At 56.6% G+C, this 13,764-nt stretch carries 14 protein-coding genes; 1 reads left to right on the top strand and 13 read right to left on the bottom strand.

The genetic code is table 11. From position 1 onward, the window contains the following. Window positions 1-6: 6 nt before the first annotated feature. The 7 genes from VSR74_RS18810 to VSR74_RS18780 form a co-directional block, all read right to left on the bottom strand. Complete coding sequence (locus VSR74_RS18810) at window positions 7-486, bottom strand: aromatic-ring-hydroxylating dioxygenase subunit beta (protein ID WP_347796125.1); 480 nt, start codon at window positions 484-486, stop codon at window positions 7-9. Continuing rightward, window positions 486-1,787 carry an aromatic ring-hydroxylating oxygenase subunit alpha gene (locus VSR74_RS18805; RefSeq protein ID WP_347796124.1) on the bottom strand — a complete coding sequence of 434 codons (1,302 nt, stop codon included), beginning with the start codon at window positions 1,785-1,787 and terminating at the stop codon, window positions 486-488. Before VSR74_RS18805 ends, VSR74_RS18810 begins: the two co-directional genes overlap by 1 nt. A gap of 11 nt (window positions 1,788-1,798) precedes the next feature. After that, window positions 1,799-2,311, bottom strand: coding sequence for a nuclear transport factor 2 family protein (locus tag VSR74_RS18800; RefSeq protein ID WP_347796123.1), 513 nt, complete (start codon window positions 2,309-2,311; stop codon window positions 1,799-1,801). Between the two features lie 11 nt (window positions 2,312-2,322). Then, complete coding sequence (locus tag VSR74_RS18795; protein WP_347796122.1) at window positions 2,323-2,673, bottom strand: IacB protein; 351 nt, start codon at window positions 2,671-2,673, stop codon at window positions 2,323-2,325. A gap of 20 nt (window positions 2,674-2,693) precedes the next feature. Further along, window positions 2,694-3,821 (bottom strand): acyl-CoA dehydrogenase family protein, encoded by a 1,128-nt coding sequence (locus tag VSR74_RS18790; protein ID WP_347796121.1) that lies wholly within the window; start codon window positions 3,819-3,821, stop codon window positions 2,694-2,696. A 103-nt stretch (window positions 3,822-3,924) separates the two neighbouring features. After that, entirely contained in the window at window positions 3,925-5,046 is a 1,122-nt protein-coding gene (locus VSR74_RS18785) for an amidase (protein ID WP_347796120.1), read from the bottom strand. 333 nt (window positions 5,047-5,379) lie between these two features. Further along, window positions 5,380-5,853 (bottom strand): MarR family winged helix-turn-helix transcriptional regulator, encoded by a 474-nt coding sequence (locus VSR74_RS18780; protein WP_347796119.1) that lies wholly within the window; start codon window positions 5,851-5,853, stop codon window positions 5,380-5,382. Window positions 5,854-6,151: 298 nt separating this feature from the next. Between VSR74_RS18780 and hpaX the strand changes: the two genes are divergently transcribed. Next, window positions 6,152-7,510 carry a 4-hydroxyphenylacetate permease gene (gene hpaX / locus VSR74_RS18775; protein ID WP_347796118.1) on the top strand — a complete coding sequence of 453 codons (1,359 nt, stop codon included), beginning with the start codon at window positions 6,152-6,154 and terminating at the stop codon, window positions 7,508-7,510. A 34-nt stretch (window positions 7,511-7,544) separates the two neighbouring features. Here the strand turns inward: hpaX and arnF are convergent, their stop codons facing one another. From arnF to arnC, 6 genes are read right to left on the bottom strand one after another with little or no spacing between them, the layout of a single operon-like run. Further along, a complete protein-coding gene (gene arnF / locus VSR74_RS18770; protein WP_347796117.1) occupies window positions 7,545-7,925 on the bottom strand; it encodes a 4-amino-4-deoxy-L-arabinose-phosphoundecaprenol flippase subunit ArnF in 381 nt (126 codons plus the stop codon). Continuing rightward, window positions 7,925-8,251, bottom strand: a complete 327-nt coding sequence (arnE, locus tag VSR74_RS18765) for a 4-amino-4-deoxy-L-arabinose-phosphoundecaprenol flippase subunit ArnE (protein ID WP_347796116.1) — start codon at window positions 8,249-8,251, stop codon at window positions 7,925-7,927. Before arnE ends, arnF begins: the two co-directional genes overlap by 1 nt. Then, window positions 8,248-9,903 (bottom strand): lipid IV(A) 4-amino-4-deoxy-L-arabinosyltransferase, encoded by a 1,656-nt coding sequence (gene arnT / locus VSR74_RS18760; protein WP_347796115.1) that lies wholly within the window; start codon window positions 9,901-9,903, stop codon window positions 8,248-8,250. Before arnT ends, arnE begins: the two co-directional genes overlap by 4 nt. Next, complete coding sequence (gene arnD, locus VSR74_RS18755; RefSeq protein ID WP_347796114.1) at window positions 9,900-10,802, bottom strand: 4-deoxy-4-formamido-L-arabinose-phosphoundecaprenol deformylase; 903 nt, start codon at window positions 10,800-10,802, stop codon at window positions 9,900-9,902. The genes arnT and arnD overlap by 4 nt, the downstream gene beginning before the upstream one ends. Next, window positions 10,799-12,784, bottom strand: a complete 1,986-nt coding sequence (arnA, locus tag VSR74_RS18750; RefSeq protein WP_347796113.1) for a bifunctional UDP-4-amino-4-deoxy-L-arabinose formyltransferase/UDP-glucuronic acid oxidase ArnA — start codon at window positions 12,782-12,784, stop codon at window positions 10,799-10,801. Before arnA ends, arnD begins: the two co-directional genes overlap by 4 nt. Further along, the gene (gene arnC, locus VSR74_RS18745; protein WP_347796168.1) at window positions 12,781-13,764 is read right to left on the bottom strand and encodes an undecaprenyl-phosphate 4-deoxy-4-formamido-L-arabinose transferase; all 984 of its coding nucleotides are present in this window, start codon (window positions 13,762-13,764) and stop codon (window positions 12,781-12,783) included. Before arnC ends, arnA begins: the two co-directional genes overlap by 4 nt.

Below are 13,764 nucleotides of genomic sequence, written 5' to 3'. Positions count from 1 at the left end.
CGCTCCTTACAGGATGTAGCCGATGCTGTGCAGCACATCGTCGCTGTTGATAAGACGAATCACCTTTTGCTTAATCAACAACTTGTCGCCCTGCGGCTGCAGGTGCCAGGTGATATCCGCCGCGTAGTGTCGGCTGTAGCCTTTGCGGTGTTCCCACAGCGACTGCGCGCCGCGCACCACAATTTCGTCACCCTCGCCTTCCAGCAAACGGAAGCGCGAGAGCGTGCGCAGCGTGCGGGCGCGCGGGGTGGTGGAGATGGACTCACCGCTGTAAAGGCGCTTCACCCGACGCTCGCGCATTTCGTGATCGTCGCAGGCGTAGTTGAGGGTATTTTTGAAATCGGTCTCCTGTGAGTCGATTGGCACGATGTACAGGCCATCGCGCTGCCACAGTTCCAGCCAGGCATTGAACTCGCCCTGATCGAGCAAGTCGCCTTCGAGATTGATAATTTCCATTGCGGAAATCAGAATCGTATCGGGCGTCATTATTCCGCCTCCGTCATCAGTTTTTTCCACTGTTGATACGCCGCGCGCATCCCCGTTTCGGCGCTCACGTCGCTGCGCAGGCCGTCATCGCTGCGGTATTCCCCCGCCAGCCCGCGGTTGAGCATGATCCACAGGTCGTTGCCCGCCGTTGCCCCGCGCTGCACGCGCTCCCATGCTTCGGAGTCATCCGGCGTGCCGAAGCCCATCGGCCCCTGGAAATGTTCATGCAGACGCAGCCGTGCCTGGTTGGCAATTGCCGGACCGCCGTCCATGGTGATCACCGCATGGTGAATTTCGGTTTCGTTCACCGAGACGGGTTGCAGCACGCGGAAGAAGGCCATTGAACAGGCAATATTGGGGAAAATGTTGAGGTTAAAGCCGGAACCGCCGACGGCACGCACAATGCGACGTACCTGATCTTCATCGTGGTCTTTACGCAATTCGTCGGCCAGTGCAATAAAGCGCTCCGGAATTGGCGCATCAAGATTGGCTTCCAGATCCACCAGTTCCGGGATCATCACCATCACACTGTGGCCGTTGCCGAGATCTTCCACATAGCCGCTGCCGTCAACGAAGTTGAGCATCTCTTCGGTCTGCTTATCGACCGAGTTTAAAAACGAGCGGTGAACGACCGGGAAGTGGTAGCCATCGGTGGTATTTTCCAGTTGGATCTTCCAGTTGCCGGGGAAGCGGAAACGGTGCGCCGAGCCGGTTTTAATCGGATACCCCGCGCCCTGCTTCATAAACAGATCCATCCACTTCTTCGCCGCGCCGAGGAAATCTTCCAGCGGTTCGATGTGCTCATTGAAGGTGGCGAAGATCATCCCGGCATACTGTTCGGTGCGCAGAGACACCAGCCCCAGTTCGCCTTTTTCCAGTTGATCGGCATAGCTTTCCGGGTGCGGCACGCCGCGCAGGCTGCCATCCAGGGCATAGCCCCAGCCGTGGTATGGGCAGACAAAACTGTTGGTTTTACCGCTGCGGTGCTCGCACACGGTGGCGGCGCGGTGGCGACAGCGGTTGAGCAACGTGTGTACGTTGCCTTTGCGGTCGCGCACGACGATCACTGGCTGGGTGCCGATCTCGGTGGTTTTGAAACTGCCGGTTTCCGGAATTTCGCTGGTATGCGCCACCCATACCCAGGTTTTGCTGAAGATCCTGTCCAGCTCAAGGTTGAACAGGGTCTCGGAATTATAAAGTGAGGTATGCACCCGATCAGGCTGCACCAGCGCGGCGATCTCCGCGTGGTCGGGAACATGGGCTTCGATATTTTTTACGGGGATCTGGTTGTCACACTGCATCGCTCGACTCTCTATTTATTGTCAGGTACAGGCAGAACATCTGCGGCGTGCCAGTGGTCAACTGGCCTGCTGAACAGATTGCGCGTCGTGAAATGGTGCATCCGCATCACACCGGCTTCGCGGCGAAACTCCACGTTCAGTTCCGCCGCGTTCAGATGCGATCCTCCGGCGGTAAAACTGGAGGTTTGCAGCATCAGCCAGCGCCCGAAAAGCAGGCCATCCGGCTGCTGGATAAGCGCTTCTGAACAGAGAAAGTGGGCGTTCATCGCAAAATGCGCGGGCGTTTTGACGTATCCGGTCATCATGCTTTCAATGGCGTTGCGTCCGACATGCCTGCCAAGGCGTGTGGCATAGGGTTCGCCCACGCCCTCCCAACAGGCATTAGTGGTAAACAGCGCGCCAATCGCCCGCACGGTTTCCGGGGTTTCAAGCTGGTCGCACAGGCGCATATAGTTGCTGATGCAGACCCGTGCGGCCTGCTGGTCTTCAAGCTGTTGCAAACGCTGCGCATCCTGTGAGTTCATCGCCCGCTCCTTTAGCTCTGGATAATCAGTTCACGCCCGACGCGCGCTTCAATTTTGCAGTACTTCCACAGTTTGCTTTCGCCCACCGGCGTGGTGCGGAACAGGTTGCAGACCGCCGCCACGTTTTCCAGGGTGTCGGCATCCGCCAGTACATAAGTCGTCCACGGTGCGGTGGTGGACGGGCCGACCATCAACTGGTCATCATCCATGTTGCCGATGACGCGGATGCCCGGCGTCTCTTCCATGCCTTTCATCATCACGCCGAACGCGCCCCATACCTGTTTGGCTTCCGCCGGGGTGGCGTCGAAAAAGTTCTGGTTCACACCAATACAAAACAGCACGCGTAATTTGTTCTGGCTCATTTGTTGCTCCTTACAGAAATTCAGAGATAACCCGGCAGCGGTTTGCCGCCGAAAAAGAGCGTACCGGCGTTCAGGTACGAGAGGTCGCCCATAAAGGCATGTTGGGTGATCACCATCGTGTCGCGCACATAACGCTGCAGCGGGCTGGTCATGGTGACGCCGCCCATCCCGTTGAGCGCCAGCGCCTGGCGGGCAACATCTGCCGCCACGCGGGTAACGTGCGTGGAGGAAAGGCGCAGGGCGTTGACCTGCTGCTGGCCCGCGTCGTCACCCACCAGCAGGCGCTGCCAGACGTCATCAATGGCCTCGTAAAACCAGGCGCGCGCCGAGCGGAGTTCTGCTTCACAACGGGCGATTTGCATCTGCGCCTGCGGTCGGTCGGCCAGGCGCGGCGCACCGGTGACGGACTGCTGACGATGGGCAATCTGATAGATTTCATTCAGTGCCGCGCGAGCCACCCCCAGCGCCACTACGGAAAGCACCTGGGTGGCGAGCGACAGCACCGGATAGCGATACAGCGCCCCTTCCAGGTTCAGCGCCCCGCCGCGAATAAATGTCCACTCCTGCGGCACATACGCGTCATCAACCAGTAAATCGTGGCTGCCGGTTCCCGCCAGCCCGACCGTATCCCATACCGGGTCGATATGAATGCTTTCACGCGGCAGCACCGCCATACGCGGAAGTGTGTTCTCCCCTTCCGGCTGAATGCCGACGCCAAACACCGATGCACCCATACTGCCGCTGGCAAAGCACCAGCGTCCGCTTACGCGATAGCCGCCGTCGGCGAGTTGCGCTTTGTGGGTCGGGTAGATGCCCCCTGCAAACACCACATCGGGGCCATCGCGGTAGAGTTCTTTCAGAGTGTCCGGCGGCAGCGCGCCGAGATAAAACGGGCTCATGCCGAAGCTGGCGACCCAGCCTGCGGAGCCATCAGCGGTGGCAATTTGCTCAATCAGTTCGCAAAACTGCGCCGGAGAACACTCATCGCCGCCGTAGATTTTTGGCACCAGCGCCCGGTAAACCCCCACCTGCTTAAAACGGCTGATGATGTCGTCGGAAACATGGCGCTGACCTTCAAATTCGGCGCTGCGCGCGGCAACTTCAGTTAACAATGGAACAAGCTCTTCACGGACGTGTACGACGGACATAGCTGACTCCCGAATAACGTTAGCGCGCGGCAAAAAGGTGCACGATGCCGCAACGCCTGAAAGGCATTGTGTAGTGGATCTCTCTTTCAGGTGATAACAGGCGTCAGATGCGCCGACGCATCAGCCACTCAGCAGCCTGGACTAACAGCCCCTCTTCGCCCATCCCGGCCACCAGTTGCAGCGCGATGGGTCGGCCGTTAAGCTCCCCCATCGGCAGCGACAATGCCGGGTGGCCACTGAGGTTGAAAGGGCGTACCAGACGGGTCAGGTTCACAACGCTTAGCGGATCTTCCGCCTCTTCCAGCGTCGGCGGCAGTTCGGGCAGCGTCGCCAGCGCCAGCAGAGGCGTCGCTTCCAGCAGGGCGTTTACCTGTTGTGTAAACTGCGCGCGCACGTTTTCCGCACTGGCAAGCTGCTCGCTGGTGATGGATTCTCCGGCCTGAATGCGGCTGGCGACGTCCGGTGAGACGGCATGGCTTGCCAGCAGCGTATTGAATGCCAGCCAGTTTTCGCGGCTGATGATGGTGAGTCCGGCAAGATGAGCTTGTTCAAGCAGCGGCAGCGTGACGCTGTTCGCCGCAACGCCCCGCGCTTCCAGCGCATCAACCAGCCGTGCGTCAATCTCCGGCTGTGCGGCGAAGATAAAGCTTATCGAAGGCAAAGCGTGCAGCGGCTCATCAACCGGAATGGCGACGTGCTCAAGGACGGTGCGCAAAACCTGCGGTTCGCGGGCAAAAATCCCGACGCAATCCAGCGAACTGTAGGCAGGCAATACGCCCTGGCGGCTGAGCGCGCCATAACCGGGCTTTAGCCCCAGCACGCCACAGCAGGCGGCAGGCATACGCACAGAGCCGCCCGTGTCGGTACCGAGGGCGAAATCAACCTCTCCGGCAGCGACCACGGTGGCAGAACCGCTCGATGAGCCGCCGGGGATAAGCGAAGGGTAATGCGGATTCAGCGGCGTGCCGCTCCAGGGGTTGATCCCGGTGACGCCAAAAGCGAGTTCATGCAGCGTCGTTTTGCCCATCAGCGTACAACCGCTGTTCAGCAATACCTTCACGATACGTGCATGCTGTTTCGCCTTCGGCGCATCGGCCAACGCCGGGCATCCGGCGCGGGTCGGATGACCGGCGATATCCAGCGTATCTTTGACGGCGAACCGTAGCTCGCCGCTGCCGAGCGTGAACTGCTCAACGTAACCATTGCTCTCGAAAACTGGCTTCATGATTGACACCTTGACCAGAAAAAATGAATCACATTCAGGCGAGCAGTCATCGCTGCTTTTTTATCCTGAGTGGCGATAAATCAATCATGAAAGATTTATGTGAATATTCAAGTAATATTTCACGTTAATTTCACAATAACGCAACGCAAACATAACCTTTTATTGATTAAGGCTATTGAACTATGTTGATGAATTGACGCAGAAAAAAATGAGGGAAAGCAAAAAGTCGCCATGAGAAGCCAGGGCGACAGATAAGAATTAACTATTGAATTTACAGCGAGTTATAAGAAAAGTGTAGCGCGATCACAAATCTCGACGATCGCCATTTTGCGATCACAATTCGTTAAGGTTGCTCAACACTTTCGACAGCGAGAGATTCATTTTTTCAAGCTGTGCGGCTGTCATTCCCTTGAAGCCCTTCTCAAAAACCTTTTGCGCCAGACGATGCGCCTCTTCAATTTTTTCCCTTCCGGCCGGGGTCAGCATCACTTCGGTGACGCGCGCATCCTGTTCGCTACTGGCTGTCGTCACCAGCCCGTCATCACGCAAACGACCGACTATTTTGGTCACGGTGGGCATTTTAGCCATCGCATATTCAGAAATTTGCGAAATGCTGGCTTTGCCGTACTGGTGAGTAATCATCATCACCCGAAAGCGCGAGACATCAAGCTGAACCTTTTTCAACGTCACTTCCATTACCTGGGTGTAGCGCGCGTAGACGTTAACAATCCAGTAGAACGGGAACTCTTCACGGTGAAAAGCCGCATCCGCGCTCTGAACATCCTCTGTTTTTTTGATTGAACTCATGGGCTTCCTAAGTCAAAAGACGTCGATAGAGTGAGTATACCGGGTTATAAGGGCGCGCTATAGCATCATCACGAAAACCCTCTTGCATGAATGTTCTAAAAGCCGATTGTGATTCACAAAACGCCACACAGGTAACATTTCCGTCTCATTTTTTCAGGATTCCATTGACACTTTATCGGGCTGTTACCTATACGTTAGCGCACATGTCCGGATAGCCCGATTAAATAAAATATCCTGAGCATGATAAACATTCGCCTGCTAACAAAATAATAGCCATAATTGCAATGTGGAGCCCAACATGAATGACTCATCGAGCGTATTATCGCCGTCTTCCGGGGCGCAAGATACGCTAGACCCTCGGCAACAAGCGGTCATAAAAAAGTTATTTCGCCGCTTAATCGTTTTTTTATTTATCTTATTTGTTTTCTCCTACCTCGACAGAATTAATATTGGTTTCGCTGGTTTAACCATGGGCAAAGATTTAGGCCTTACCAGCACGATGTTTGGCCTGGCAACCACGCTGTTTTATGTGATGTATGTTATTTGCGGAATACCCAGTAATATTATGTTGGGTATTGTCGGCGCCCGCCGCTGGATTGCGATATTAATGGTGGTGTGGGGAATTGCCTCAACAGCAACAATGTTTGCCAGCGGGCCAAATAGCCTGTACGTTCTGCGCATGCTGGTCGGCATTGCCGAAGCGGGCTTTCTTCCGGGGCTTCTTCTCTATTTAACCTACTGGTTTCCCTCGCATTACCGTGCCCGCGCTAACGCGTTATTTATGATTGCGATGCCCGTCACTATGGCGCTGGGGTCGCTGGCGTCAGGGTATATTCTGAATATGGACGGGTTATTAAACCTGAAGGGCTGGCAGTGGTTATTTTTGCTGGAAGGTTTTCCCTCCGTATTATTAGGGCTGGTAGTGTGGTTCTGGCTGGATGATTCTCCGGCGAAAGCTAAATGGCTCACCGATGATGACAAAGCCTGTCTGAATGAAATGCTGGAAGCCGATAAACGTGCTGTTGCCCATTCCCGGCAGGGAGTCAGCGTGGGCATGACATCGCATCGCAGCATGCTACGGGAATTATTTACCCCGGTCATTATGCTCTACACGCTGGCCTATTTCTGCCTGACCAATACCCTGAGCGCATTAAGTGTCTGGACGCCGCTTATTTTGCGCAGTTTTAATCAGGAGAGTAACAATATTACTATCGGGCTGTTAAGTGCGATCCCACAGGTTTGTACTATTGTCGGGATGATCTGGTGGAGTAAACGCTCAGACCGTTTGAATGAGCGCAAAATTCACACCCTGCTGCCCTATCTTTTTGCCGCCGCGGGCTGGATATTAACCGCGTCAAGCCACAACCCGCTGCTGCAATTCAGCGGTATTGTGATGGCTTCTGCCGGGGCATTCGCCGCTATGGTTATCTTCTGGACAACACCTGACCAGTCGATTTCAGTTCAGGCGCGAGCGCTGGGTATCGCCGTTATCAACGCCACCGGGATGACCGGTGCGGCGCTGGGGCCGCTACTGATGGGCTGGATGAAAGACATCACCGGTAGCTTCAACGCCGGTATCTATATGGTCGCCGCCTTCCTGGTGCTCGGCGCGGTGGTGATTGCCTTTATTCCAATGAAGAAACGGCTGGCGCAGTAAAAAACATCTGATGCCGGGAGGCGCTGGCCCGGCATCAGGTTTTTGCTTTCCGTCGGAAGATCACCCACACACCCGCCACAATCGCGACGACGCCCGCGAGCGATCGCCAGGAGAAAGCCTCATGCCAGCCAGGTAAGGCGATGGCGGCAGCCCAGACCAAAATATAGCTCAGACTCATCAGCGCATAGGCTCTGGCAAGCGGCAGACGCCGAAGCGCAAAAAACCAGCACACCATCGAGAGCAGATAACCGAACAAACCGCAGAACAGCGCCAGCGTGCCAGCCTGCCCCGTCAGCAGATAATGCGCCAGTAGTTGAAGAGAGGAGACTGGCGGCAGCAATACCATTGCGTGGCGTAGCGCCAGTTGTGAAGCCGTCACAATAATCACGCTCAGCAACGCCCAAAATACGCCCATTACAGGTTCCCTCCCAGTAACACAATACCGAGAATAATCAACGCGACGCCCAGCCAGTGGCGGGCAGTCACCCTCTCCCGCCAGATAAAGCGCGCCGCAAGTGTTACCCAGACGAAGTTCAGACTCAGCATCGGATAGGCCAGACTTACCGGAATACGTTGCAGTACCGCCAGCCATACCGCCATTCCCGCAGCCAGCATCCCCACGGCGAGCGCCAGCCAGAGCCAGAGCTTGCGCTTGTCTGAAAGGAGCGCCGCCTGTTTCTGGCAAAGCTGCCCGCCGCTACTCAGCAGACTCGCCAGCAACAACAGGATAACGTTGGTCACTTCGGAAGGTACTCCACGTAAATGATGCGCGGCATCACGTAGACGTTATCGGGCTTAGGCAGGTCAAATGCGCTCAGGCCTTGATCCTCACCCACCTGTAATACCAGGGAGATAACGCCCTGCTGGCGATGCGCCGCCAGCCAGTCATTAAAGGCTTCCTGTGTAATAAAACGCCCTTTCGCGTCCGGGTAGGTTAGCCCATAGCGTAACTCACCTCTGCCGCCATAAAGCAGCACATCGGGGCGCTTCAGTTCCCAGGCTAACCCCGCAGCCAGCCCCACGTTATTGGTGATGATATAGCGGCTGGGCTGGAGATCTTCACTCAGGATATCAATCATAAACTGCGGCTGCTTGCTGGCGACAATACGATCGGGGATCGCATAACCGCAAAGCAACGCCAGCGCCAGCGGACAAAAGGCGGCCAACAGCCCGCTCTTCGGCCCGTTTTTCAGCGAGAACCACCCTACCAGCGCCCAGAAGCCAAAAGCTACCAGCGCCAGTATGCTTTTATAGAGTTCAATCCACGGCCAGATGGGGTGGCGCATCCATCCCCACGGCGAAACCGCCATGGCCGCCACCGCGCCAGCCAGCCCCACCGCCAGGTTAATTCCCCCGTTAATCCGCAGTACGCCGCTGTTTTGCCGGATGGCGTCACGCACATAGCGCGCCATCAGCAGCGCCAGAGGCGCAAAACAGAGCAGAATGTAGGTGGGGAGTTTTCCTTTGGCGATACTGAAAAACAGAAATGGCATAACCACCCAGCCCAGCAGGTAGAACATCCCTTTTTCGCTTTTGCGGCGCGTCCACCCCTGTTTCAGCGCCCCCGGCAGAAAAGCCAGCCAGGGTAAGGCTCCGGCAATGACAAACGGCAGGTAATACCAGAAGGGCGCTTTATGCTGCGCATCGCTGCGGGCGAAGCGTTGAATATGTTCCACCCAGAAGAAATAGCGCCAGAAATCGGGCTCCCGCGAGGCTATCGCCAGCCCCCAGGGCAGCACGGTAAGCACACAAACAACGACGGACAACCCGCCCCAGGTCAGCACTTCCCGCCAGCGTTTTTCGGCAATCACCCACGGCAGGATCCCCAGCACCGGCACCGCCAGCGCCAGAAAACCTTTGGTCATCACGCCCATCCCGCAGGCAAACCCCAGCAGCATATAGCCGCCGATTTTTTCGGCGCGGATCCTCGCATTCGCCCCATACCAGAAAGCGCACATGGCAAGAACCAGCCAGAGCGTGATCATGGGATCCAGCACCGCATAGGTGCCAATACCATAAACCAGGAACATCGTCAGGAAGATAACCGCCGAGAGAACGGCGACACGTTTCTCCCGCCACAGCATCCACGCCATCCAGCCTACCAGCAGCCCGGTCAGGGTGATGGAGAGTACGCTACCAAAACGCACTGCAAAATTGTTGTGCCCAAATAGCCACTGACCCAGGTTGTTGACCCAGTATCCGACAACCGGTTTTTCAAAATAGCGCAGCCCGAGAAAATGCGGCACGATCCAGTCGCCGGAGGCCAGCATCTCGCGGCTGATTTCCGCATAACGCGTCTCATCCGGCTGCCACAGCAGGCGTCCATTGAGCGGTATGAGGTAGTAAAGCGCATAGAGGCATGCCAGCGCCGCAGCATAAAAACGGGACTTCATAGAGGCGATTCCATAATCTGTTCAATACCCAACCAGCCTTCCCGGCCAGCCAACTCGCCGCGCACAATTCGCCCCACCGGCAGGCTGTTGAAGTCCTCCGGCAGAAGCTCGCTGAGGGGGCAAAAATGAATGCCGCTGGCGCGAGCAAGCGTCAACAAGGCATCGAATTGCGCCGCACAGGCGATGCCTTCCACTTCCGCATGAATGGTGTAGACCGGTACGCCTTTATCCTGATGCATACGCGCAATCAGGTAGTCGTTGAATGCGTCCGCGCTCACTTCACGTCCGACGACTTCATCCCAGGTGGGTAACGTCACCGGTATCTGCACCGTTCCCAACGCGCCGTTCTCCAGCCGCGTTCGGAACGGGCGATGGCCGCGACAGTCGCTGTTATAGCGAAAATTAAAGGGCTCTTTCGCCTGAACAACGCGCGTGTCTGCCCGCCAGCCCGCCACCGCCGAGCACGAAACCGACGTGCCAAGAATGCGTTCCAGTTCAACCAGCCCGCGCCCAATCTCCTGCATCAGTTGCTTATTACCCCACCTGCCGCTGCGCGCCTGCCAGGCATGGTGATCCCAGGCGTGCAGCCCCACTTCATGATGGCGCGCCGTCTGGCGAATAATGGCTTCGTTGCCCGCGCCAATCTCGCGCCCCGGCCAGGCGGTTCCCGCCAGTAAAATATCCCAGCCGTACAGCGAGGCCGCTCGCGAGCGCACCATTTTCCACAAAAACCGGGGCTTGATTAGCCGCCAGAGATGACGGCCCATATTGTCCGGCCCGACGCTGAAGAAGAAACTTGCCCGGATACCGTGCCGGGCGAGAGTGGAAAGCAGTTGAGGAACCCCGTCACGGGTTCCTCTGAAGGTATCGACATCGATGCGTAAGCCGACGTTTTTCATGATGGTTCATCACCCGTCAACTCCACGGTGCGCAGGAAAAAGTCCAGCGTCTCTTCCACCGTTTGTTGCATCGTGATGCCAGGTTGCCAGTTGAGGCAGCGTCGGGCGTTACGAATACTGGGTTTGCGATGCTCTACGTCCTGATACCCCTTGCCATAGTAATCGCTACTTTCCACTTCACGGAATCCGGCAAACGGCGGGAAGTGCTGGCGCAGGGGATGACGTTCAAAGCTATCGAGCAGCATCTCCGCCAGCTCCCTGATGCTGGCTTCATTATCGGGGTTGCCGATATTAATAATCTGCCCATCACAGCGGTTATCTTCGTTTTCGATGATGCGGAACAGCGCCTCAATCCCATCGCTGATATCCGTAAAGCAGCGTTTCTGGCTGCCGCCTTCAATCAGTTTAATTGGCGACCCTTCCACCAGATTGAGGATCAGTTGCGTGATGGCGCGCGAACTGCCGATGCGGGCGGCATTGAGGTTATCAAGCCGTGGCCCCATCCAGTTAAACGGACGAAACAGGGTAAATTTCAGCCCGGATTTTTCGCCGTAGGCCCAGATAACGCGATCGAGCAACTGTTTCGACACCGAGTAGATCCAGCGCGGGCGGTTAATCGGCCCCACCACCAGATTCGAGCTGTCCTCGTCAAAATCGTTATCTGTACACATGCCGTACACCTCGGAGGTGGACGGGAAGACGATGCGTTTGTTGTATTTCACACAGTCGCGCACAATCTTCAGATTCTCTTCAAAGTCGAGTTCAAACACGCGCAGCGGGTTACGGGTGTACTCAATCGGCGTGGCAATCGCCACCAGCGGCAGCACGACGTCACATTTTTTGATGTGATACTCAAGCCATTCAGAGTGTATGCTGATATCGCCTTCCACAAAGTGAAAACGCGGGCAATCGAGAAAACGGCTGACGGCGTCGGCACTAATATCCAGGCCGTAAATTTCGTAGCGATCGTCCTTCAGCAGGCGTTCGGTGAGGTGATTACCGATAAACCCGTTCACGCCGAGGATCAATACGCGGGTGCGGCGCTTCAGTGCCGCCGCCGGTTTGCTGTTCAGCAACGCGCCTGTCACCAGCCCCAAAGACTGCGCCAGTTGCGCGCCCTGCATATAGACACCCTTTTCCGTTTGCCCGGTCAGGATCTCCAGCACACCTTCCCCACAGGCCACCCGCAGCGGTGAAACGGATAAAACCGTGCCCGGTTTCGCCTCAGCGCTTTCCCTGTGGACTCGCGATTTCCAGACAATAAATTTGTTCTGCCCGACAAAACTGAAGGCACCGGGCCAGGGGTCTGAGACCGCACGAATCAGGTTATGCAGCGTGGATGCCGGTTTTTCCCATTCAAGACGCCCATCTTCCGGGGTGCGGCGGCCAACATAGGTGGCCTGGCGCTCATCCTGCGGATATTCACGGGTCTGCCGGTTGCGGATTTGCGCAAGCGCATCGCCCAGTAATGTTTGCGAGGCCGCACAGAGCTTACGGTGCAGGCTCAACGCGCTGTCGTTTTCGGCGATGGTCACTCGCTGTTGCGCCACAATATCGCCCGCGTCCGCACGTTTCACCATGCGATGCAGCGTCACGCCCGTTTCTGTTTCGCCATTCACCAGTACCCAGTTCAGCGGCGCCCGACCACGGTATTTTGGCAACAGCGAACCGTGCAGGTTAAACGCCCCCTGCGGCGCAAGATTGAGGATCGCGTCACTTAACAGGTGGCGATAGTAGAAAGAGAAAATCACCTCCGGGGCAATCGTGCGGATACGGTCGACCCACAGCGGATGATTGACATCGTCGGGCGCATACACCGCGATACCCTGCTCAGCCGCCAGTCGCGCCACTGAACCAAAAAAGTGATTTTCCTGCGCGCTGTCCGGATGCGTAAAAATCGCCGCGATGTCGTAACCCGCGTCCAGCAACGCCTGCACACCCGTACAGCCCATATCATGATAGGCAAAGACCACTGCTTTCATTGCTGATTTTCCTCTTCTGTCGCCGTCTGCGGCTGGCGTATAACACGTTGAATAAAGTAGCGAGGGCGGGCACGGACATCGTTATAGATGCGACCGATGTATTCACCCAGCAGCCCCATACCGACAAACTGCGCGCCAATAAACATGAACAGGACGGCGAAAAGCATAAACACCCCTTCCGCCGCCCACTGCGGGCCGAAGATCAAACGTAACGCAACCAGCAGAACGGAAAAGGCAAAGCCCAGGAGCGCAATCACGCTGCCCACCACGCTCAGCAAACGTAGCGGTGTGGTGGTCAGGCAGGTCACCAGGTCGTACATCAGGTTAATCAGCCGCATAAAGCTGTACTTCGAATCGCCAAACTCGCGCTCGGCGTGATGAACGGGGATTTCAACGGCCCGACGGGCAAAGGTATTCGCCAGAATGGGAATAAACGTGCTGCGCTCATGACAGTTGAGCATCGCATCCACGATGTGGCGGCGATAGGCGCGCAGCATGCAGCCGTAGTCGCCCATCGCTTTCCCGGTGGTACGCTGAATCAGGCGGTTGATCATTTTTGAGGCGGTTTTGCGAAAAACGCTGTCCTGGCGGTTTTGCCGCACCGTGCCGACGACGTCATAGCCCTCATCCGCTTTTTCGACCAGACGAGGGATCTCCTCCGGCGGGTTTTGGAGGTCAGCATCCAGGGTGATGATGAGATCGCCGGTTACATGGCTGAAGCCCGCCATAATCGCCGAGTGCTGGCCATAGTTGCGGTTGAGTAGCACCGCGACCACATGGCTGTCGGGCTGTTCCGCCGCCTCACTTAGCATGCGCGCGGAATCATCGCTGCTGCCGTCGTCCACCAGCAAAATTTCATATTCGCGATGAAGTAAAGCGCAGGCCGCGTCGGTACGGCGAATAAGCTCGGGCAGGCTCTCCTGTTCGTTATAAACCGGGATAACCACCGACACCTTTTTTATTTTCGCTGTTTCAAACAT

The organism is Pseudocitrobacter cyperus, assembly GCF_039889165.1.
In the GTDB taxonomy this organism is placed as follows: domain Bacteria; phylum Pseudomonadota; class Gammaproteobacteria; order Enterobacterales; family Enterobacteriaceae; genus Pseudocitrobacter; species Pseudocitrobacter cyperus.
The sequence above is the reverse complement of the archived record's forward strand: the minus strand, read 5'-3'. Positions and strand labels throughout refer to the sequence as shown.